Annotated in this window: 19 protein-coding genes; 12 read left to right on the top strand and 7 right to left on the bottom strand. The window is 42.1% G+C overall.

The features are described from left to right. The first annotated feature begins 277 nt into the window (after window positions 1-277). Complete coding sequence (locus AC58UW_RS02115) at window positions 278-778, top strand: RDD family protein (RefSeq protein WP_497419068.1); 501 nt, start codon at window positions 278-280, stop codon at window positions 776-778. Here the strand turns inward: AC58UW_RS02115 and AC58UW_RS02110 are convergent. Together AC58UW_RS02110 and AC58UW_RS02105 are read right to left on the bottom strand one after the other, a co-directional pair. Next, window positions 720-920 (bottom strand): hypothetical protein, encoded by a 201-nt coding sequence (locus AC58UW_RS02110; RefSeq protein WP_497419329.1) that lies wholly within the window; start codon window positions 918-920, stop codon window positions 720-722. The genes AC58UW_RS02115 and AC58UW_RS02110 overlap by 59 nt on opposite strands. Before the next feature lie 370 nt (window positions 921-1,290). Further along, window positions 1,291-1,599, bottom strand: a complete 309-nt coding sequence (locus AC58UW_RS02105; protein ID WP_497419067.1) for a hypothetical protein — start codon at window positions 1,597-1,599, stop codon at window positions 1,291-1,293. A 499-nt stretch (window positions 1,600-2,098) separates the two neighbouring features. On the opposite strand from AC58UW_RS02105, the gene AC58UW_RS02100 reads away from it, so the two are divergent. From AC58UW_RS02100 to AC58UW_RS02075, 6 genes are all read left to right on the top strand, one after another. Next, window positions 2,099-2,677 carry a TetR/AcrR family transcriptional regulator gene (locus tag AC58UW_RS02100; protein WP_497419066.1) on the top strand — a complete coding sequence of 193 codons (579 nt, stop codon included), beginning with the start codon at window positions 2,099-2,101 and terminating at the stop codon, window positions 2,675-2,677. Between the two features lie 31 nt (window positions 2,678-2,708). Next, entirely contained in the window at window positions 2,709-2,900 is a 192-nt protein-coding gene (locus AC58UW_RS02095; RefSeq protein ID WP_497419065.1) for an SDR family oxidoreductase, read from the top strand. Between the two features lie 79 nt (window positions 2,901-2,979). Further along, a complete protein-coding gene (locus tag AC58UW_RS02090; RefSeq protein WP_497419064.1) occupies window positions 2,980-3,756 on the top strand; it encodes an SDR family NAD(P)-dependent oxidoreductase in 777 nt (258 codons plus the stop codon). An 87-nt stretch (window positions 3,757-3,843) separates the two neighbouring features. Further along, window positions 3,844-4,323, top strand: coding sequence for a DinB family protein (locus AC58UW_RS02085; protein WP_497419063.1), 480 nt, complete (start codon window positions 3,844-3,846; stop codon window positions 4,321-4,323). Window positions 4,324-4,475: 152 nt separating this feature from the next. Further along, on the top strand, window positions 4,476-5,297 hold the full coding sequence (locus tag AC58UW_RS02080; RefSeq protein WP_497419062.1) for an enoyl-CoA hydratase/isomerase family protein: 822 nt from the start codon (window positions 4,476-4,478) through the stop codon (window positions 5,295-5,297). A 52-nt stretch (window positions 5,298-5,349) separates the two neighbouring features. Continuing rightward, window positions 5,350-6,465: an alpha/beta hydrolase gene (locus AC58UW_RS02075; RefSeq protein WP_497419061.1), complete on the top strand. Its 1,116-nt coding sequence runs from the start codon at window positions 5,350-5,352 to the stop codon at window positions 6,463-6,465. Window positions 6,466-7,065: 600 nt separating this feature from the next. Here the strand turns inward: AC58UW_RS02075 and AC58UW_RS02070 are convergent. From AC58UW_RS02070 to AC58UW_RS02060, 3 genes are all read right to left on the bottom strand, one after another. Beyond that, window positions 7,066-7,419, bottom strand: coding sequence for a substrate-binding domain-containing protein (locus AC58UW_RS02070; protein WP_497419321.1), 354 nt, complete (start codon window positions 7,417-7,419; stop codon window positions 7,066-7,068). A 380-nt stretch (window positions 7,420-7,799) separates the two neighbouring features. Further along, window positions 7,800-8,306, bottom strand: coding sequence for a DL-endopeptidase inhibitor IseA family protein (locus AC58UW_RS02065; RefSeq protein WP_497419060.1), 507 nt, complete (start codon window positions 8,304-8,306; stop codon window positions 7,800-7,802). A gap of 24 nt (window positions 8,307-8,330) precedes the next feature. After that, window positions 8,331-8,798 (bottom strand): DL-endopeptidase inhibitor IseA family protein, encoded by a 468-nt coding sequence (locus AC58UW_RS02060; protein WP_497419059.1) that lies wholly within the window; start codon window positions 8,796-8,798, stop codon window positions 8,331-8,333. Between the two features lie 323 nt (window positions 8,799-9,121). Here AC58UW_RS02060 and AC58UW_RS02055 point away from each other — a divergent pair, with 323 nt between their 5' ends. Beyond that, window positions 9,122-9,616 carry a DL-endopeptidase inhibitor IseA family protein gene (locus tag AC58UW_RS02055; protein WP_497419058.1) on the top strand — a complete coding sequence of 165 codons (495 nt, stop codon included), beginning with the start codon at window positions 9,122-9,124 and terminating at the stop codon, window positions 9,614-9,616. 723 nt (window positions 9,617-10,339) lie between these two features. On the opposite strand, the gene AC58UW_RS02050 is transcribed toward AC58UW_RS02055, so the two are convergent. Next, window positions 10,340-11,191 (bottom strand): aldo/keto reductase, encoded by an 852-nt coding sequence (locus tag AC58UW_RS02050; RefSeq protein WP_497419057.1) that lies wholly within the window; start codon window positions 11,189-11,191, stop codon window positions 10,340-10,342. 208 nt (window positions 11,192-11,399) lie between these two features. Further along, window positions 11,400-12,317 carry an AraC family transcriptional regulator gene (locus tag AC58UW_RS02045; protein WP_497419056.1) on the bottom strand — a complete coding sequence of 306 codons (918 nt, stop codon included), beginning with the start codon at window positions 12,315-12,317 and terminating at the stop codon, window positions 11,400-11,402. A 160-nt stretch (window positions 12,318-12,477) separates the two neighbouring features. On the opposite strand from AC58UW_RS02045, the gene AC58UW_RS02040 reads away from it, so the two are divergent. From AC58UW_RS02040 to AC58UW_RS02025, 4 genes are all read left to right on the top strand, one after another. Further along, window positions 12,478-12,807, top strand: a complete 330-nt coding sequence (locus AC58UW_RS02040) for a carboxymuconolactone decarboxylase family protein (protein ID WP_497419055.1) — start codon at window positions 12,478-12,480, stop codon at window positions 12,805-12,807. Window positions 12,808-12,844: 37 nt separating this feature from the next. Continuing rightward, a complete protein-coding gene (locus AC58UW_RS02035) occupies window positions 12,845-13,846 on the top strand; it encodes an aldo/keto reductase (protein WP_497419054.1) in 1,002 nt (333 codons plus the stop codon). A gap of 18 nt (window positions 13,847-13,864) precedes the next feature. Then, window positions 13,865-14,845, top strand: a complete 981-nt coding sequence (locus tag AC58UW_RS02030; RefSeq protein ID WP_497419053.1) for an aldo/keto reductase — start codon at window positions 13,865-13,867, stop codon at window positions 14,843-14,845. A 438-nt stretch (window positions 14,846-15,283) separates the two neighbouring features. After that, window positions 15,284-15,442 (top strand): hypothetical protein, encoded by a 159-nt coding sequence (locus AC58UW_RS02025; protein ID WP_497419052.1) that lies wholly within the window; start codon window positions 15,284-15,286, stop codon window positions 15,440-15,442. The last annotated feature ends 42 nt before the right edge of the window (window positions 15,443-15,484 follow it).

Here is a 15,484-nt window from a genome sequence, read left to right as displayed (position 1 = left end):
CTGATGCTTTTTTATTATTTTCAAAATTTCCATTTTGAATCAGGTTATGTTTTTAAACTCTGGATTTTTTCTAATGGAGACAAGCTCCAAGGATATGTATGTTTAGATTTTGTTCTCATAGGTACTATATTCGGAACTTAATCATTGGAAAAGGACGGATGAATAGAAAGTGAATACTGGAATGGAGCTTAATCAAGAATTGAAACCAACGGATTCAACAGGATATATAGGGTTTTGGAAGTGAGTCCGTGCTCAAGGATTAGAAGTGGTAATCTTTATGATACCGAATATTTTTATTTATCAATTTTGTTTGAAATTGTCATTTGAGAAAAATACAATACTGCCGTTTGTCTTTTTTTATGCTATTTATTACGCAATTGTCATAGTGCTCACAGTGACTATCGGAGCATCTATCGGTAAGTTAGTACTTGGGTATAGAATTGTTACTGTTCAGGGGAAAAATATTTCGTGGATTCAAGCCATTGGCAGACAATTCTTTAATTATTTGTATCCCATTCTTTTTGTTCTAAATATCCATGAGCAAATAGTTCACAAAATTCCAACGAAAGAAGTACATACTTTTGATGGGTTATATGCGGTTGTAGCCATTTTGGTATTCGTAAATATAGTAACTATTTTTCTGAACCCCCGCAGACGAGCACTTCATGATTACTTAGTGAACACATATGTCGTGACAAAGGAATTATTCCAGCAGACAGTCATACATTGCCTAACCGAGTTTCAATCTTTTTATTCAAGTTCTCGTCGTTTCTTCTAACTGCTTCATCTTGGATTGTTGTAATTTCATTCTTCATAGGATTGGTAATGAAAACAATCTCAATTATTTTACCGAATAATACTGATGCCGTCATTAACATCGGGGCAGCATCGGTAGTATCTACTCTTTTCTTTGGATTCATAGGAATTGGATTTAGTGCCTATTTATTATTTATTCCTCTCATTCCAAGAAGGAAAGTGAGTATTCAATTAAGCATAAATATTTTCGCGATTTCCGTGATTTTCCTTTATTCTATGTTTAGATAATATTTGATTAAAAGCATGATTCTACCTGACCTGGTTCTCCTTGGATTTAATGCAAAAATAAGCTTAAGCATGATCAAATAGTTGATGTGTATATTTATGCATAGACTGTATATAGGATTAATAATTTTTTTCTAACGAATTGTGCAACAAATCGCCAATTACGTCGCGGCGAGTAGAAAATTCTAACAGATTCTGAAACAACAAAAACGGAGCGCCGCGGGTTTGCGGGCTCCGTTTTCTAATTAATTATGGAATATCACATTTTTTTTTGTTTTTGTGTGGTGTCATAGTAGATACTGAGAAAATTTTTCGAGTTATTGAGAAAAAATTTTCGTAATTTATGATAAATGCATATTTATGCGACGTTATACAATGATTTGTGCTGTAATCCTTGCTGTATTGCTCAATTGCTTGACCGACTGTTGTAGCTGCCCATGTTTGGGTAGAAGCTCCTTGACCGATCGCTTTGTAGAAGTCAATTTTGTCGATGTGATTTGGCAAGAAGAATGCACTTTTTCTTAGTTCAGCGAAAAGATAATGAATTTGTATTTCCATAGTAGTTTTTCTTATACTTTGAAGTAAATATTCATTGTTAAGCGGAACATAAATGATATTTTCATTAAAAAAAATGAAACTTTTTCCCTGGAAGGTATTTCTTTAGTGGGAAAGGAGTATCCGGATCCGCCATCAAAGCGAAAACGCCCATTTACAACGTTTATGGGGAGATTATCGGCGTCTCGTCTGTCGGATTCCTCGACCTAGATGTCCGTCAGAAGATCTTGCTATATCGTCAGGAGATCATGGGACTAGCCTGTTTGCTGCTTATTTTAGGAATGATATCATCCGGAGCTCCAACAATTTCTGGCCAAACGCATGAATGCGAAGACCATCGAACTTAAATCGAGTCACGTATCGCTGGTGTCTCACCAGAACACAGCACCTGCTGCATCGTCTCGTCGGCCTCTCGGGATTTTTTATTTAGAACAATCGGTCAAATAATTCTTGACCGATCGTTCTAGATATGTTAAATTGACATAGAAAGGAGGGAAGCGAGATGGCCAGGACAAAGGAATTTGATGAAGATGCCGTTCTGCTTAAAGCCATGCGGTTATTCTGGGAAAAAGGCTACGAGAAGACATCCATGCAGGATCTGGTCTCCCATATGGGGATTAATAAAGGGAGCTTGTATGATACCTTTGGCGATAAGCAATCCTTGTACATCAAGGCATTAAAACGCTATAGCGGTATGTTGGAGCAAAACGTTAAGCATCGTTTGACGGATACCCGTTCTGCCAAACAAGCAATCCGACAGATTCTTGAAATGGCAGTCCAGCATCAAGACGAGTATCCTATTGGCTGCCTTGTCGTGAACACCGCGGTTGAGTTGGGCTCACATGATCCGGAGTCCCGAGATTGTGTTCGGCTGGACTGGGCCCGTATAGAACAATTGATACACGACTTCATTGTAGAAGGCCAACAGTCGGGAGAAATTTCCAAGTCGCATAACGCGGAATGGCTGTCTAAATATTTTCATAATGCCTCGATAGGTCTTCGCGTTATGATCAAGATGACGACGGACAAAGAAAAATTACGCCAGATTATTGATATGAATATGTCGATATTGGATCAATAAGAGGTGAACAACATGGGATAACTGAACAGGGATGCTTCCGAGTTGTCGCCGAGGGTATCCTTGTAAACAATGTTCTCTTAAGCGCTTGAGTTATCCAGAGGAAGTAACCAAGGCAGCCTTGTTCCTGGCTTCTGATTCTTCAACCTATGTACAGGGGCAGAAATTGCATGATGGGGGAGTATTTGCAGCTCCGTTAGGAGCGCCAACCTACCGTCAAGGATAAGTAGGGTTGATGTCTTTATTTTTGAACAATCGTTCAAATTAAGTGAATTAACAATGTTAAAATTGTGGATTGAGAAAACATGGGAAAATTGACTGGGAAAGTAGCTTTTATTACAGGAGGTAATAGCGGAATCGGTTTGGCAACGGCAAAATTGTTCGCGGCTGAAGGTGCGAAGGTTGTCATTACAGGCCGGAATCAAACCACGTTAAGCTCGGTGGCTGAGGAGCTTGGCGCCAATGTCCTTGCAATTAAGGCCGATGCAGCCGATCCGGCAAGCATGGAAAAAGCGGTGTCCTCAGCGGTAGCAACCTTCGGCAAGCTTGACATCGTATTCGCAAATGCCGGCATAGCAGCAGCTCCCACACCATTAGGAAGTACGGAGCTTTCGGTTTTTGAAGAAATTCTTAAGATCAACGTAACCGGGGTCTTTTTCACAGTACAAGCAGCGTTACCCTATTTGAAGGAGGGGGCTTCGGTAATCTTGACCCGCTCAACGCTTGCAACAAATGGCGGGCCCGAAAGATCTGCCTATGCGGCAAGCAAAGGAGCCATTAGCAGTATGACTAGAGTTTTGGTTTCCGAGTTGTCGCCGCGCGGCATTCGTGTGAATACTCTCGTGCCTGGGGCAACACGAACTCCAATCTGGGGTAAATCTAAACCTGAAGAAGCAGCGAAACTGGAGGCTGCCCTTGCGCCGGCGATTCCTCTTCAGCGCATGGCCGACCCGGAGGAAGTTGCAAAGGTTGCCTTGTTCCTGGCTTCTGATGATTCTTCCTATGTCCAGGGGACAGAAATTGTCGTTGACGGGGGAGCAGCAGCAGCACCGCTTGGAGCTCCAATCTACCGTCAAGGATAATTGAATTTTTTATATTTATATTTGAACGATCGGTCAAATATCATACCAAGTTGAGCATAAAATTCAAAAAGTAAAGGAGCGATGCAAATGGATAGAAATCTTTTCGAGCAATTGGCCTTTATCAGAACACAAACGCTTGAATTGGTAAGGGGCATAACGGAGGAGTTCGCAGATCAAATTCCCGCCGGTTTCCGCAATAATATCCGTTGGCAGCTCGGTCACGTCTATACCGTTACGGAACTCCTGATGTTTTCGCAATTGAAAATTTCGATGCATCTGCCGGAAGGCTTCATGGAGCGGTTTCCTACCGGCAAGTCTCCGATGGACGATGCAGTAAAATCAGTCCCTCTGCCGACGATAACGCAGTTGGAAACCCTGTTGAAAGAACAGCCGGAGAGATTTCGATACGCGGTACCATACAGCCGCATAAACGAAAGCGTTTCTGCCATTAAAACGTCAACGGGACTCGATCTGCTTACTCCAGAGCAATCGCTTCGTTATAACTTGTACCATGAAGGAATGCATTTCGGGATCATATCCTCATACAAAAGATTATTGTCAAAGTAACGGCGTTGATAAAACGCCCGATATTGGGGCCTCCTACTGGTCGGTTGCGAAAGTTTATATGACAACCGTACTTTGTTTTAATTTCCATCTTCTTTTTTGAATTAACGTTCAAATTACCTTAATCATTCATGACTAAAAAAGGAGCAATGACTATGAACACCAACCGTCAATTTACCGTACATCGCAAAACGCCAGCTTATTGGCGCATTACCTTCCATAACCCGCCGATTAATCTCCTTGATCCGGATTCGATCTTTGAGCTGTTAATGCTGATGGATCAATTCGAGACAGACCCTAATCTGAAGGTGGTCGTTTTCGACAGTGCCGATCCTGAATATTACATTGCGCACTATGACATGGCGCGTGCTGGAGAAGAGCAAAAAGTTCCAAAAGAAAGCGATATCCCCGCATGGTTTGATTTCACGACACGTCTTGCCAAGTCTTCCGTTATTAGCATAGCGGAAATTCGGGGTCGGGCCCGGGGAATCGGCAACGAATTTGCGCTTGCCTGTGATATGCGGTTCGCAAGTATTGAGAAGGCTCTATTTGGACAGCCGGAAGTGGCTGTCGGCGTCGTACCGGGAGGCGGCGGTAATGAAATTCTATCCCGCCTCGCGGGACGTGCCCGGGCTCTGGAGATCGTCCTTAGCGCCGACGACTACGAAGCTCAAACTGCAGAACGCTATGGATGGATTAACAGAGCGATCCCTGACGCGGAATTGAGTGGTTTCGTGGATAACCTGGCTCAAAGAATTTCGGTATTCGATAAACAGAACATAAGTGAAGCCAAGAGGCTCATCAATCGTGCCGGAATCCCTGAAGTCTCCGAATTAATTGAGTCTCGGACAGCCTTTATCTCGTTAGCGATGACAAAAAATACGCAGGAAGCAATGATGAAAGCCATGGCACAAGGCCTGGGTAAACAAAGTGATTTCGAGCTTCATCTGGGTCAACAATTAGGAAATGTAAAATAATGGCGTCATTTTCAGATTCAACAACAAAAATGAATTCACCAGGAGGATTAATATGTCAGGAGTAAAATCTAGATTGTTTACCAAATTGATGTCTACTACGGCGGTTATGGCGCTGATGCTTCTTTCAGCTTGCGGAGTTAACAATAATCGGCAAGTTGGAATGAGTGCAGCCGATAAAGCTCCGAATCAAGCGATTTCAGACTTAGGTAATACCCAGGGCAGCCAAGTTAAGCTAGCTAAAGTAGATAACCAGGATGCAAAAAAATCTTATTCGGATGAGGAGCTCGTCAAGGAGCTTCCAGGATTCAAAAACGGGTATAAAGAAGTAAATGGATTCAAGATTCACTATGTAGAGGGAGGTGAGGGTGAACCGCTGTTCCTTCTTCCAGGCTGGCCGGAAACATGGTACGCATATCACAAAATAATGCCGGATCTTGCAAAGAAATATCATGTTTACTCCATCGATTATCGTGGAATGGGAAGTTCCGGCAAGCCTGAATCAGGCTATGATTTCAAGACGATGGCTTCAGATATTTATGCTCTTGCCCAACAGCTTGGCTATACGAAAATTGATATCGCAGGACATGACGTCGGGGCCCCGATTGCTTACGCTTACGCGGCTCAATACCCGCAAGCCACGAAGAAAGTAGCCTTGCTGGAAGTCCCTCATCCGAACGAGGACTGGCTGAAAATCCCGGTCTTGGCACCATCCGTTGTGTACGATGAGAGTAATCCTAATCATCCAAGATTCCCTTGGTGGTTTGCATTCAATACCATTCCAGGATTGCCGGAGCAATTGCTGCAGGGTAAACAACAGCAGGATATCTTCTACAATTGGATCTTTGATTATTTGGCCTATGATAAAACCGCCATTAACGAGAAAGAAAGAGCGATTTACATTTCGGCATATGCAAAACCTGATGCGCTTCGCGCAAGTAACAATTGGTATAAAGGAATCATTCAAGATATCCAAGATCTGAAAACTTATCCGAAGCTGACCGTGCCGATTCTCGGTCTTTCAAGTGAGTTCAATGTTGATTCTCTTAATTCTTTCTTCCAAAAATACACAATCGACTCGAAGCTGGTAAAATTAGATAAAACCGGACACTGGATCGCAGAGGAAAGCCCTCAAGAAACCATTAAAAATCTGAGCGAGTTTTTCAATTAACCTCAGGACGTCATCTACATATTACGCCGACTGATGATTACTGTTGGGAAAGAGTTGATGAAAACTTTGATAGGAAATATATAGTCATATACAATTAATATTAACCCAATAGTTTTCCCTTTGTTTATCGAGCTCTTCTTGAGTAATGATTCCTTGTTTGAGCAATTCTGAGAGTATAGATAGCTCGTCGGCTACCGAAGCTGAGGCAGTCTGTTGTGAAAGTTGTGAAGCTTGTTAAGCTAAGGTAGCTCGGTTATAAATAATTTGTAAGAAGTATTTCAAAACTAATTTGTAAATCGAACAATTTGCCCCAAAGTCCATTTCATAACTTTATTTGTCATTTTAAATTTCACAAATAAAGTTTAGAAGTAGAAAATAAAAATTTTGATTAGTTCTTCTTAGCGTTCACTCACTTGGGTGAACGCTTTTATTAAATGAGATGACGGATGCATGCGGTGGGCGATTATACTACTAACCGGCAGTAATGTAGAGCGATGGTAACACAAAATTACCTTTGTAAAAAGGACGTAAGATGCTTCTGAACGAAGATAACCCAGAGTGAATCATTTGAATAATGAAAGCGAATGTATGTGGTTCTGGTTAGGCGAATACTACGAGCTTGATCAATGAGTTCGATAACGGATTGGACTGCCGTGCGACCCATGAATTCTTGGGTACATTGACTGTTGTCAGCGGCGGCGTTGTAAATTGAACTAAATGATGTCCATCAAAGCCAACGACGCTAAGATCTTCCGGTATTCTAATGTTTGCTTCTTTAAAGAACTTTATGGCTCCGATAGCAAGCGGATCATTGGCGAAAAAAATTGCAGTAGGCAATGGTCCTGCTTCATATGCTTGCTTCATTAGCTTGTACCCGCTTTGAGGTCTATGCTCGCCAATATATACCCGTGAGGGATTGAAACCTGAATACTTCGACATGTACCGCAAGAAAATTTGGTCTCTTCTTTAAAAGGTCAACGCTGTGAACATCTACAACAACATGGTCCCGTAGCAATAAGGACCACCAGGGGCCATCGGAACTGACCCCATAAGTGAGATGAGTCAAAACCAAACAATTTAAAAAATACGTATACCAGTATGTAGCTCGATTAAGAATATAAAAACAAATCAGCGCTCCCAATTTAAATGGCAACGCTGATTTGTTTTATAGAAAAGTCCAGAATAATGTGCGTGCGAAGAGAGGCTCTAAGCATTAATGTGCTTTGCATCGATGGGAGACATTTAGGTTGGAATTGTTGAAAACACCATATTAAACAAAATGGGTAGCCCGCTGTCTTCTTACGGCAGCGGACTTACTTTATTGCTTTATGGGTTTATTTTTGTCTTCTTAGTATCCTACTACCTTTTTTGCAAGGATCGTAACGGTAATCGGCAAATCGGCTTCTGCGCAAATTGATCGTAAGTACTTCGGTAGTTGGGTGGCGCAAGATGAAATAACGAACAGTTTCCCCATCATCGATTGAGTCGCCTGGCATACCTAGAATAGCGTCAACTATTATATTGGTGCTTGTTTGGTTTATTATTTTTAAATTCAACACTCTACTAGGTAATCCTCCCGTATCTGCATCAGGAGAGTAAAGACGCCCTTGAATGTTTTTGAAACCTGCGGAGCAGATCATGCGATTTGCGTACACACTGTTCCAAAATTGGCGATAATACCGAAAAATTTTGATTCGGGTCGAGAAGCGTAAGGGAAGTCTGTAGTAATCAAAATCGCCGATTCGAATCGGTTTACTGTTTAGATCATACGAAAAGACTACTCTCTCCCAGGCCATTTCCGCACTCTGAATAAATGCTATAAGTCGGTTTCTCGAAACCATGTCGTACTCCTCCTATTCGATCTTTCACAGGTAATCACAAGGACGGTATCGATAATCAGGAGAACTTCTGAATACAATTGTTAGCTTGCCTGTTAAAGTATTTCTAGAAATCGTGTAAACGACTGTTTGCTTTTCAAAGTCTGAGGACTGTAGAACAGCTTTAACTACAAGTCTGTTGATTGCACGGCTTAGGATAGTAAGTCGAACAACCCGCTCAGGCAAAGGACCTGCATCTCCTGCAGGTATATACAGTCTTCCTCCTATTGATCGTGCATTCGTAGCACAAAACATTCGTGTTGAGTAGAGGGTGCTCCAATATTTGCGAAAATAAGTCACTACTTTAGAACGAGTCGAAAATTTCATTGGAAGTCTAAAATAATGATCACCTCGTATAATGATAGATTTCCTCTCTGCGGATGCAATGACTTCTTCCCATGCTAATTCTGCTTTCTGAATAAAAGATACTACTTCACTCCTTGTGGGTCCAGGCACGGAAATCCCTCCACTAGACTATTTATTTTTGTTCTATCCTATAAATTATGCACAGAGCAGGGATAAAGATTATAATAATGCGTATCTACTTAAATTTATACGTATAACTATTTTTGGTTAATGAATGCCTTTTTTTGGGATTTTAGGTGAGGATAATTAACACACAACAGGCTTTCTGAATTTACTAAGTTAGGAAGTAAAGATGAAGGTGAAAATATTAATTCCTGCCCATAGTTAGAAGAAAAACAACAATAGTCTATAAACGTGATTGTTCTCAAGGCTCATTATAGCTTTTCACGTCCCATACATAGGTTATCCAGGAGGTGAATCATACGACGACCTTATCGCAAACTGAATCAACACTCCGAGACATTATTAACCAAGCCGAAGTTATTTGGTTTAGAGTGTACGACTCTAAAGAGAACGAAAGGATTATTGTTATTGATGGTACAGAATATCAAAAACTTCCTGTCCGATTTAATACGAGATCAAAAATTATTACCTACTTCAAACGCTATTGGAGTCAACGCTTGAGTCTTATTATGCTGTGTAATTTAAAACCACTACGTTACCGTGGGCAATTATATCTAATTGTAGGAGATCCTGGACCTGTTCCATACCAAGTAGTCTCATTGAAAGTTCTTAGCAAAAATACAAAGCTAATCAGAGTTAGCGCGGTGTTAGAAGGCAACCCTGACGGAAATGAGACGATAGTTTATACGTTTTCTCAAGTAAACAACCAGCTCGCCATAACCAGCAGTACAAAACGAATTAACGATTACCGCTATGCACCATGTAGATTAGACACCACTAAATAACAATTAATGCTACGTTATTCAACATGCAGCTTAATATGGAGCAGTAGACACCTCCTGAAATCTTATATATTCTTTGCTGAAAAACTTTCCCTAAGAAAAACACCAGTCAGCAATGAATGTTCGGTCTATAATAGCCATGGACGGGAACAAGTTTGGTGGCCTCGGTAATACTTTTGACGAAAAATGGAACAGATTTATTAATTTTAATGAAAGAACACTTTAATTTTATTTCTTCAATTGCAACTAGAGTAGATATAAAGATTATTTATCTTGGGGTTGAATCTTCGAAAAATTTAATTTACCCGAGACAATATTTATAAGAAGTTTAACAATAAATTATCAAGTATCTTAGAGATTCAAGTACATTGCTAGAGTTGTATTAAAGATGCTTTTCGAATTTTTATAGATGGGTAAAAATAATGCTTAAGTTTGACTAATTGAAGTCAACACTTAAGCATTTTTTGTTGGAAAAAGTCATAATAAAACCTCAAGTGTTAATAATATACATTTATTGCATAAAAAATGTATGATGATCTTAAGGATAATTCTCAAAAATTTTGAAAAAACGAGCTTGAAACGAACTTAATCGAAATTCTATTCTCATTAATTATGAAAAACTCCACCTGAAATTTATTGTATTAGATTAATATCATCAGCTTGAGCAAGGGCTTCATCAAGAGAAGAGGCTACAGCTAGTTAACGGCTGCAGCCCCAATATTCTTATTAAATATCAAGTTTACGGGTTCCAAGCCATTTCACCTTTTCAGGATCGCGATGTGAAAAGAACAGGCTCTGTTTCGTATCTAACTTAGTAATGAACGCCATATCTTCTTGGCTTAATGTAAAGTCAAAAATGTTGAAGTTTTCAATAATTCTTTCTTTACGGACAGACTTTGGAATCACGACGACTTCTCTTTGTGTCAACCAGCGTAAAACGACTTGAGCAACGGATTTATTATATTTTTCAGCTATATTTATCAATACCTCATTCTGGAACAAGTTATTTTTCCCTTCAGCAAAAGGCGCCCAGGATTCAATCTGAACATTATTCTCTTTCATGAATTTTGCATTTTCGATTTGTTGGTTGAAAGGATGTGTTTCAACCTGATTTACTGCAGGAACGACTTCATTATGAATGATCAAATCGATCAGACGATCCTCATGGAAGTTACTAACGCCAATTGCACGGACCTTTCCTTCACGATGCAATTCTTCCATAGCGCGCCAAGAACCATGTACATCGCCGAATGGCTGATGAATTAAATACAAATCCAAATAATCCAATTGTAATCTTTCCAATGATTTTTCAAATGCCTTTTTTGTGCGCTCATAACCAGTATCCTGAACCCAAAGTTTCGTAGTTATAAATAACTCTTCTCTTGCCACGCCGCTACGTTTAATCCCTCTGCCAACTGCTTCCTCATTTAGATAAGAGGCAGCGGTATCAATCAAACGATATCCTGCCATAATAGCGTCATAAACGCTTTGTTCACATTCATTTGCATCTTGGATTTGAAAAACACCAAAACCGAGTACCGGCATCTGGGTACCATTGTTCAAGATTACATTTTGCATATAAAATCCTCCAGTTTTTTATGATTATGTGCAAGTCAACTCAATCATATCCATAACAGCCACTCTTATCACAATCTTATTATGCATCAGATGATAAAGCGATCGTTATCCCAATCGTCTCAAATGTTTGCCTAAACCTCTCGCCGCCACATGAATAACGTTAAACAGGGAGCAGTCGCCTAAGCTACTGCTCCCTGTTTTGCTTGCTTTACGCGTGGACCCGTTGGTTGTAGCCCGCCTTCAAGCGCTTTATATCTTCTCTAGGTGGAAAACCAAACATACGAGAATATTCACGGCTGAACTGCGATGCACTTTCATAGCCTACTCGGAAAGCCACATCGGCGGCATCCGTTGATTCGGACATTAATAGGCGCCGGGCTTCCTGTAATCGCAGCTGTTTTTGAAACTGAAGCGGACTCATGGCAGTTACTTCTTTGAAGTGCCTGTGAAACGTAGAAATCCCCATATTGGCTAATTCCGCAAGCTCCTCGATTCGTAAAGGCTTATCCATGTTATTGATAATTTGATCGATAGCCTCCCGGATTCGGTAAGTGCTACTACCTTCCATCGCGATTTGAGCCAGAGTAATACCGTACTGCCCTTGAAGAAGCCTGTATAAGATTTCTTTTGTGTAGTAGGGAGCCAGAAACGGAATGTCTGTCGGTTTGTCCAGTAAACGAGACAATCTCATGATCGCATCCAATATGGATAACTCGATCTCGCCGACAAACATCGCACGTTTTGTACTTTCTTGCGGGTTGATTTGAATATTTCCCTCATTTAATACCTCTAATATTTGGTTCTGCGTAAATTCCAGCTTTAAGCTAAGATAAGGCTCATCGGGAGAAGCCTTTATGACGTGACCGATCACCGGCAAGTTCATGGACGATACCAGATAGTCAGCAGGTCCATACTCAAATCGCTCCTGGGACAGTAGTATGTCTTTAAAACCTTGAGCGATGAAACATAAGCAAGGTTTGTATACTCTGTAAACAGGCTGAGATACTTGCGAGGCACGAACAATAAATAAAGATGGAATCTTCGTCTCGTAAACACCGTCTTGACCCGCATGTCGCTCAATTAGTTCGGCGAGTTCATTCTGTAGGTTATCAATACGTTCTGACATACTATCCTCCTTACGAGTTGACCTTTGATGATCTCATTATAATATAACAATCTTCAATTTCGAAAGTAGTGGCGAGAGGATTAGGCAATCATTTGAGACGAATGGGATAACGATCACTTTGCAAAGTGTAGCATAATAAGTGTGAAAGGGAGCGATTAAAATGTCAGATTTCAAAGAACTTACTATTGCTCAAAAGGCGATCGGAGATTTCGCGCCTAAGTTGGTTGAACTAACTGACGAAGTATTATTTGGAGATGTATGGAAGCGCGAGGGACTTTCTCCGCGTGACCGCAGTTTGATTACCGTAGCGAGCCTAATCACTGGGGGAAATACGCAGCAGCTGAAAAACCATTTAAATTTAGCAAAACAAAACGGTCTGTCGGAAGAAGAGCTAATCGAAGCGATGACCCATCTTGCCTTCTATGCAGGTTGGCCGAAAGCAATGTCAGCCATTATGTTTGCAAAAGACGTATTTACACCCGAGAAATAATTAACTATTCGCCCTACCCATCAAGAGAGGTGATCAAATGGAGATTCGTTCATTAGGAAATACGGGATTAAAGGTAACGAGTTTGTGCTTGGGAACAATGACCTTTGGCAACCAAGCGGACAAAAAGGTTTCCTTCGAAATTTTGGACAAAGCCTATGAGTCTGGTGTGAATTTCATTGACACGGCCGATGTGTACCCGATTGGAAGGCAATCGCATGCCGTCGCCGGTGCAACCGAGTCGATCATCGGGGAGTGGCTGCAAGGTAAACGAGACAAACTGGTGCTTGCGACAAAGTGTTTTGGCGCGATGGGACCTGGCCCCAACGAAAAGGGCTTGAGCAGGAAGCATATCTTCACTGCGGTTGAAGACAGTCTGCGCCGCTTAAAGACGGACTATCTTGATCTTTATCAAGCACACCAATACGACCCAGACACGCCCATGGATGAAACGCTCCGCGCGATGGGCGATCTTGTCCAGCAAGGAAAAGTCCGTTACATCGGGATCTCGAACTGGCGCGCCTGGCAGGTAGCCAAGGCAAACGGCATTGCGGAGCGGAAAAATTACGCCAGGATCGTAAGCGTTCAGCCTCGGTACAATCTGTTGTTTCGGATGATTGAGGACGATTTGGTTCCTATGGCACTTGATGAAGGGATCGGCATTATTACATACAACCCACTCGCTGGTGGCATGTTGTCGGGCCGGTATGGAAAAAACGCTCTTATCGAAGAAGGGACCCGGTTTGGACTCGGGAACAATGCGGGGATCTTCTACCAAGAACGATACTGGAAAGAAGCGACGCTCGACGCAGTTGATCGGTACCGGGTCTGGTGTGAAGAGCACAATTTGAATCCTGTGACAACTGCCATAAAGTGGGTCACGCAGCAGCCGGGCATTACCTCTGCCATTATTGGCGCCAGTCGTCCGGAGCAATTGGATGCGAGCTTGCAAGCCGCTGACATGAATGTCTTGACGCAGCAGCAGATAGCATGGCTCGACGGACTGTGGTTCTCACTGCCGCGCCGCAGCGAATTTAGTTAGAAAAGAGGAGGCAATAAAATGGAGTATGTGAAATTCGGAAATACCGGCATGGACGTATCAAGGTTGTGTATTGGCTGTATGAGTTTTGGTGTTGCGGAGCGATGGAGTCATCCGTGGGTACTAGACGAGGAACGGAGCCGACCGATCATAAAAAAAGCCCTCGAGCTTGGCATCAACTTTTTCGATACGGCAAATATGTACGCTGTCGGAACTAGCGAGGAAATTGTCGGGCGGGCGCTAAAGGATTACGCTAATCGGGATGAAGTTGTTCTTGCGACGAAGGTACGTTTTCCAATGCGCCAAGGTCCGAATTCAGCAGGTTTATCCCGGAAGGCAATCATGGCGGAAATCGATCATAGTCTAAGACGTCTGGGTACGGATTACGTGGATTTGTACCAAATTCATCGCTGGGATTATGAAACGCCGATCGAAGAAACGATGGAGGCGCTTCACGATGTGGTGAAGGCCGGCAAAGCGAGATATATTGGCGCTTCTGCCATGTACGCGTGGCAGTTCCTGAAGGCGCAGCATATCGCGGAGAAAAATGGATGGACCCGATTCGTATCGATGCAGAATCATTATAACCTTATCTACCGGGAAGAGGAGAGGGAGATGCTCCCGCTATGCAAGGACCAGAAGATAGCGGTTATTCCGTATAGCCCGCTTGCCAAAGGAAGATTGACGCGAGACTGGGAAGAAGCAACCCATCGCTCCGAAACGGACCAAGTGCAGAAATCCCAATACGGCCCGCACGAGGACGGAGATCGGGTGATTGTGGATCGGGTTGCGGCACTCGCGGAGCAACGCGGAGTTCCGCGCTCCCACATCGCGCTTGCCTGGGTGTTGCAGAAGGAGCCCATTACGTCACCGATTATCGGGGTGACTAAAGTATCCCATCTGGAAGATGGAGTAGCAGCTCTTTCAGTCACGTTAACGCCTGACGAGATTGCTTTTCTAGAAGAGCCGTATATTCCTCATCCATATATCGGCTTTCAATAAAGCTGTTGACTACGGGGTGGTTGCTCCATACTTCAGCCCGAATTTTCCCTCCGAGTAGGCATGAAAAAGCAGATGTTGTTAAAAACTACAATTGTACAAAGCGAGGAGCAGGTCTGCCGCCGTGGCAAACTGCTCCTTTGTTCAGTTGTTTAGGATTTGTTTAGATTATCTCCTATTGTTGTTTATGATTTATTGCTATGATTAGAATTCTTTTAAACATGCATTGCATGCGAGACTTTTTATAAAGCAGAAGATTAACGTATTAAAAGTAATAAATTTATCGTTTGTGTAAGCCTACAGTTAACTACAGGTAACTTAGTTTAAAAATATTCACTCCTTCTCAGGGGAGGAATGGTTATCTATAATTGATAATGTGAATGACAATTCATATGCGTGAAGGCCTCGTGTAATGCGAGAAGCACGCGTTTCCAAGAACGGGTGGAAGCCAACCAAGTTAAGCTGGGAACTATTTGGCAAGCTCTGCCGCAATTCTTGAATACGTTGCGAGTAAACGATATCAAGTTGATGGAAGAATCTATGAACCATCTGGATGGAATTTTCCCAGGTCCTGGTGGCGAGACTGTCGATTATGGCTAAGTCTTTTCTGCTCTTTACTTTTTTTGTGGATAAACGCGTGTT

The sequence above is a fragment of the Paenibacillus sp. J22R160 genome, assembly GCF_059692135.1.
Note: the sequence above shows the minus strand (reverse complement) of the source record. Positions and strands in the feature narration are given on the sequence as shown.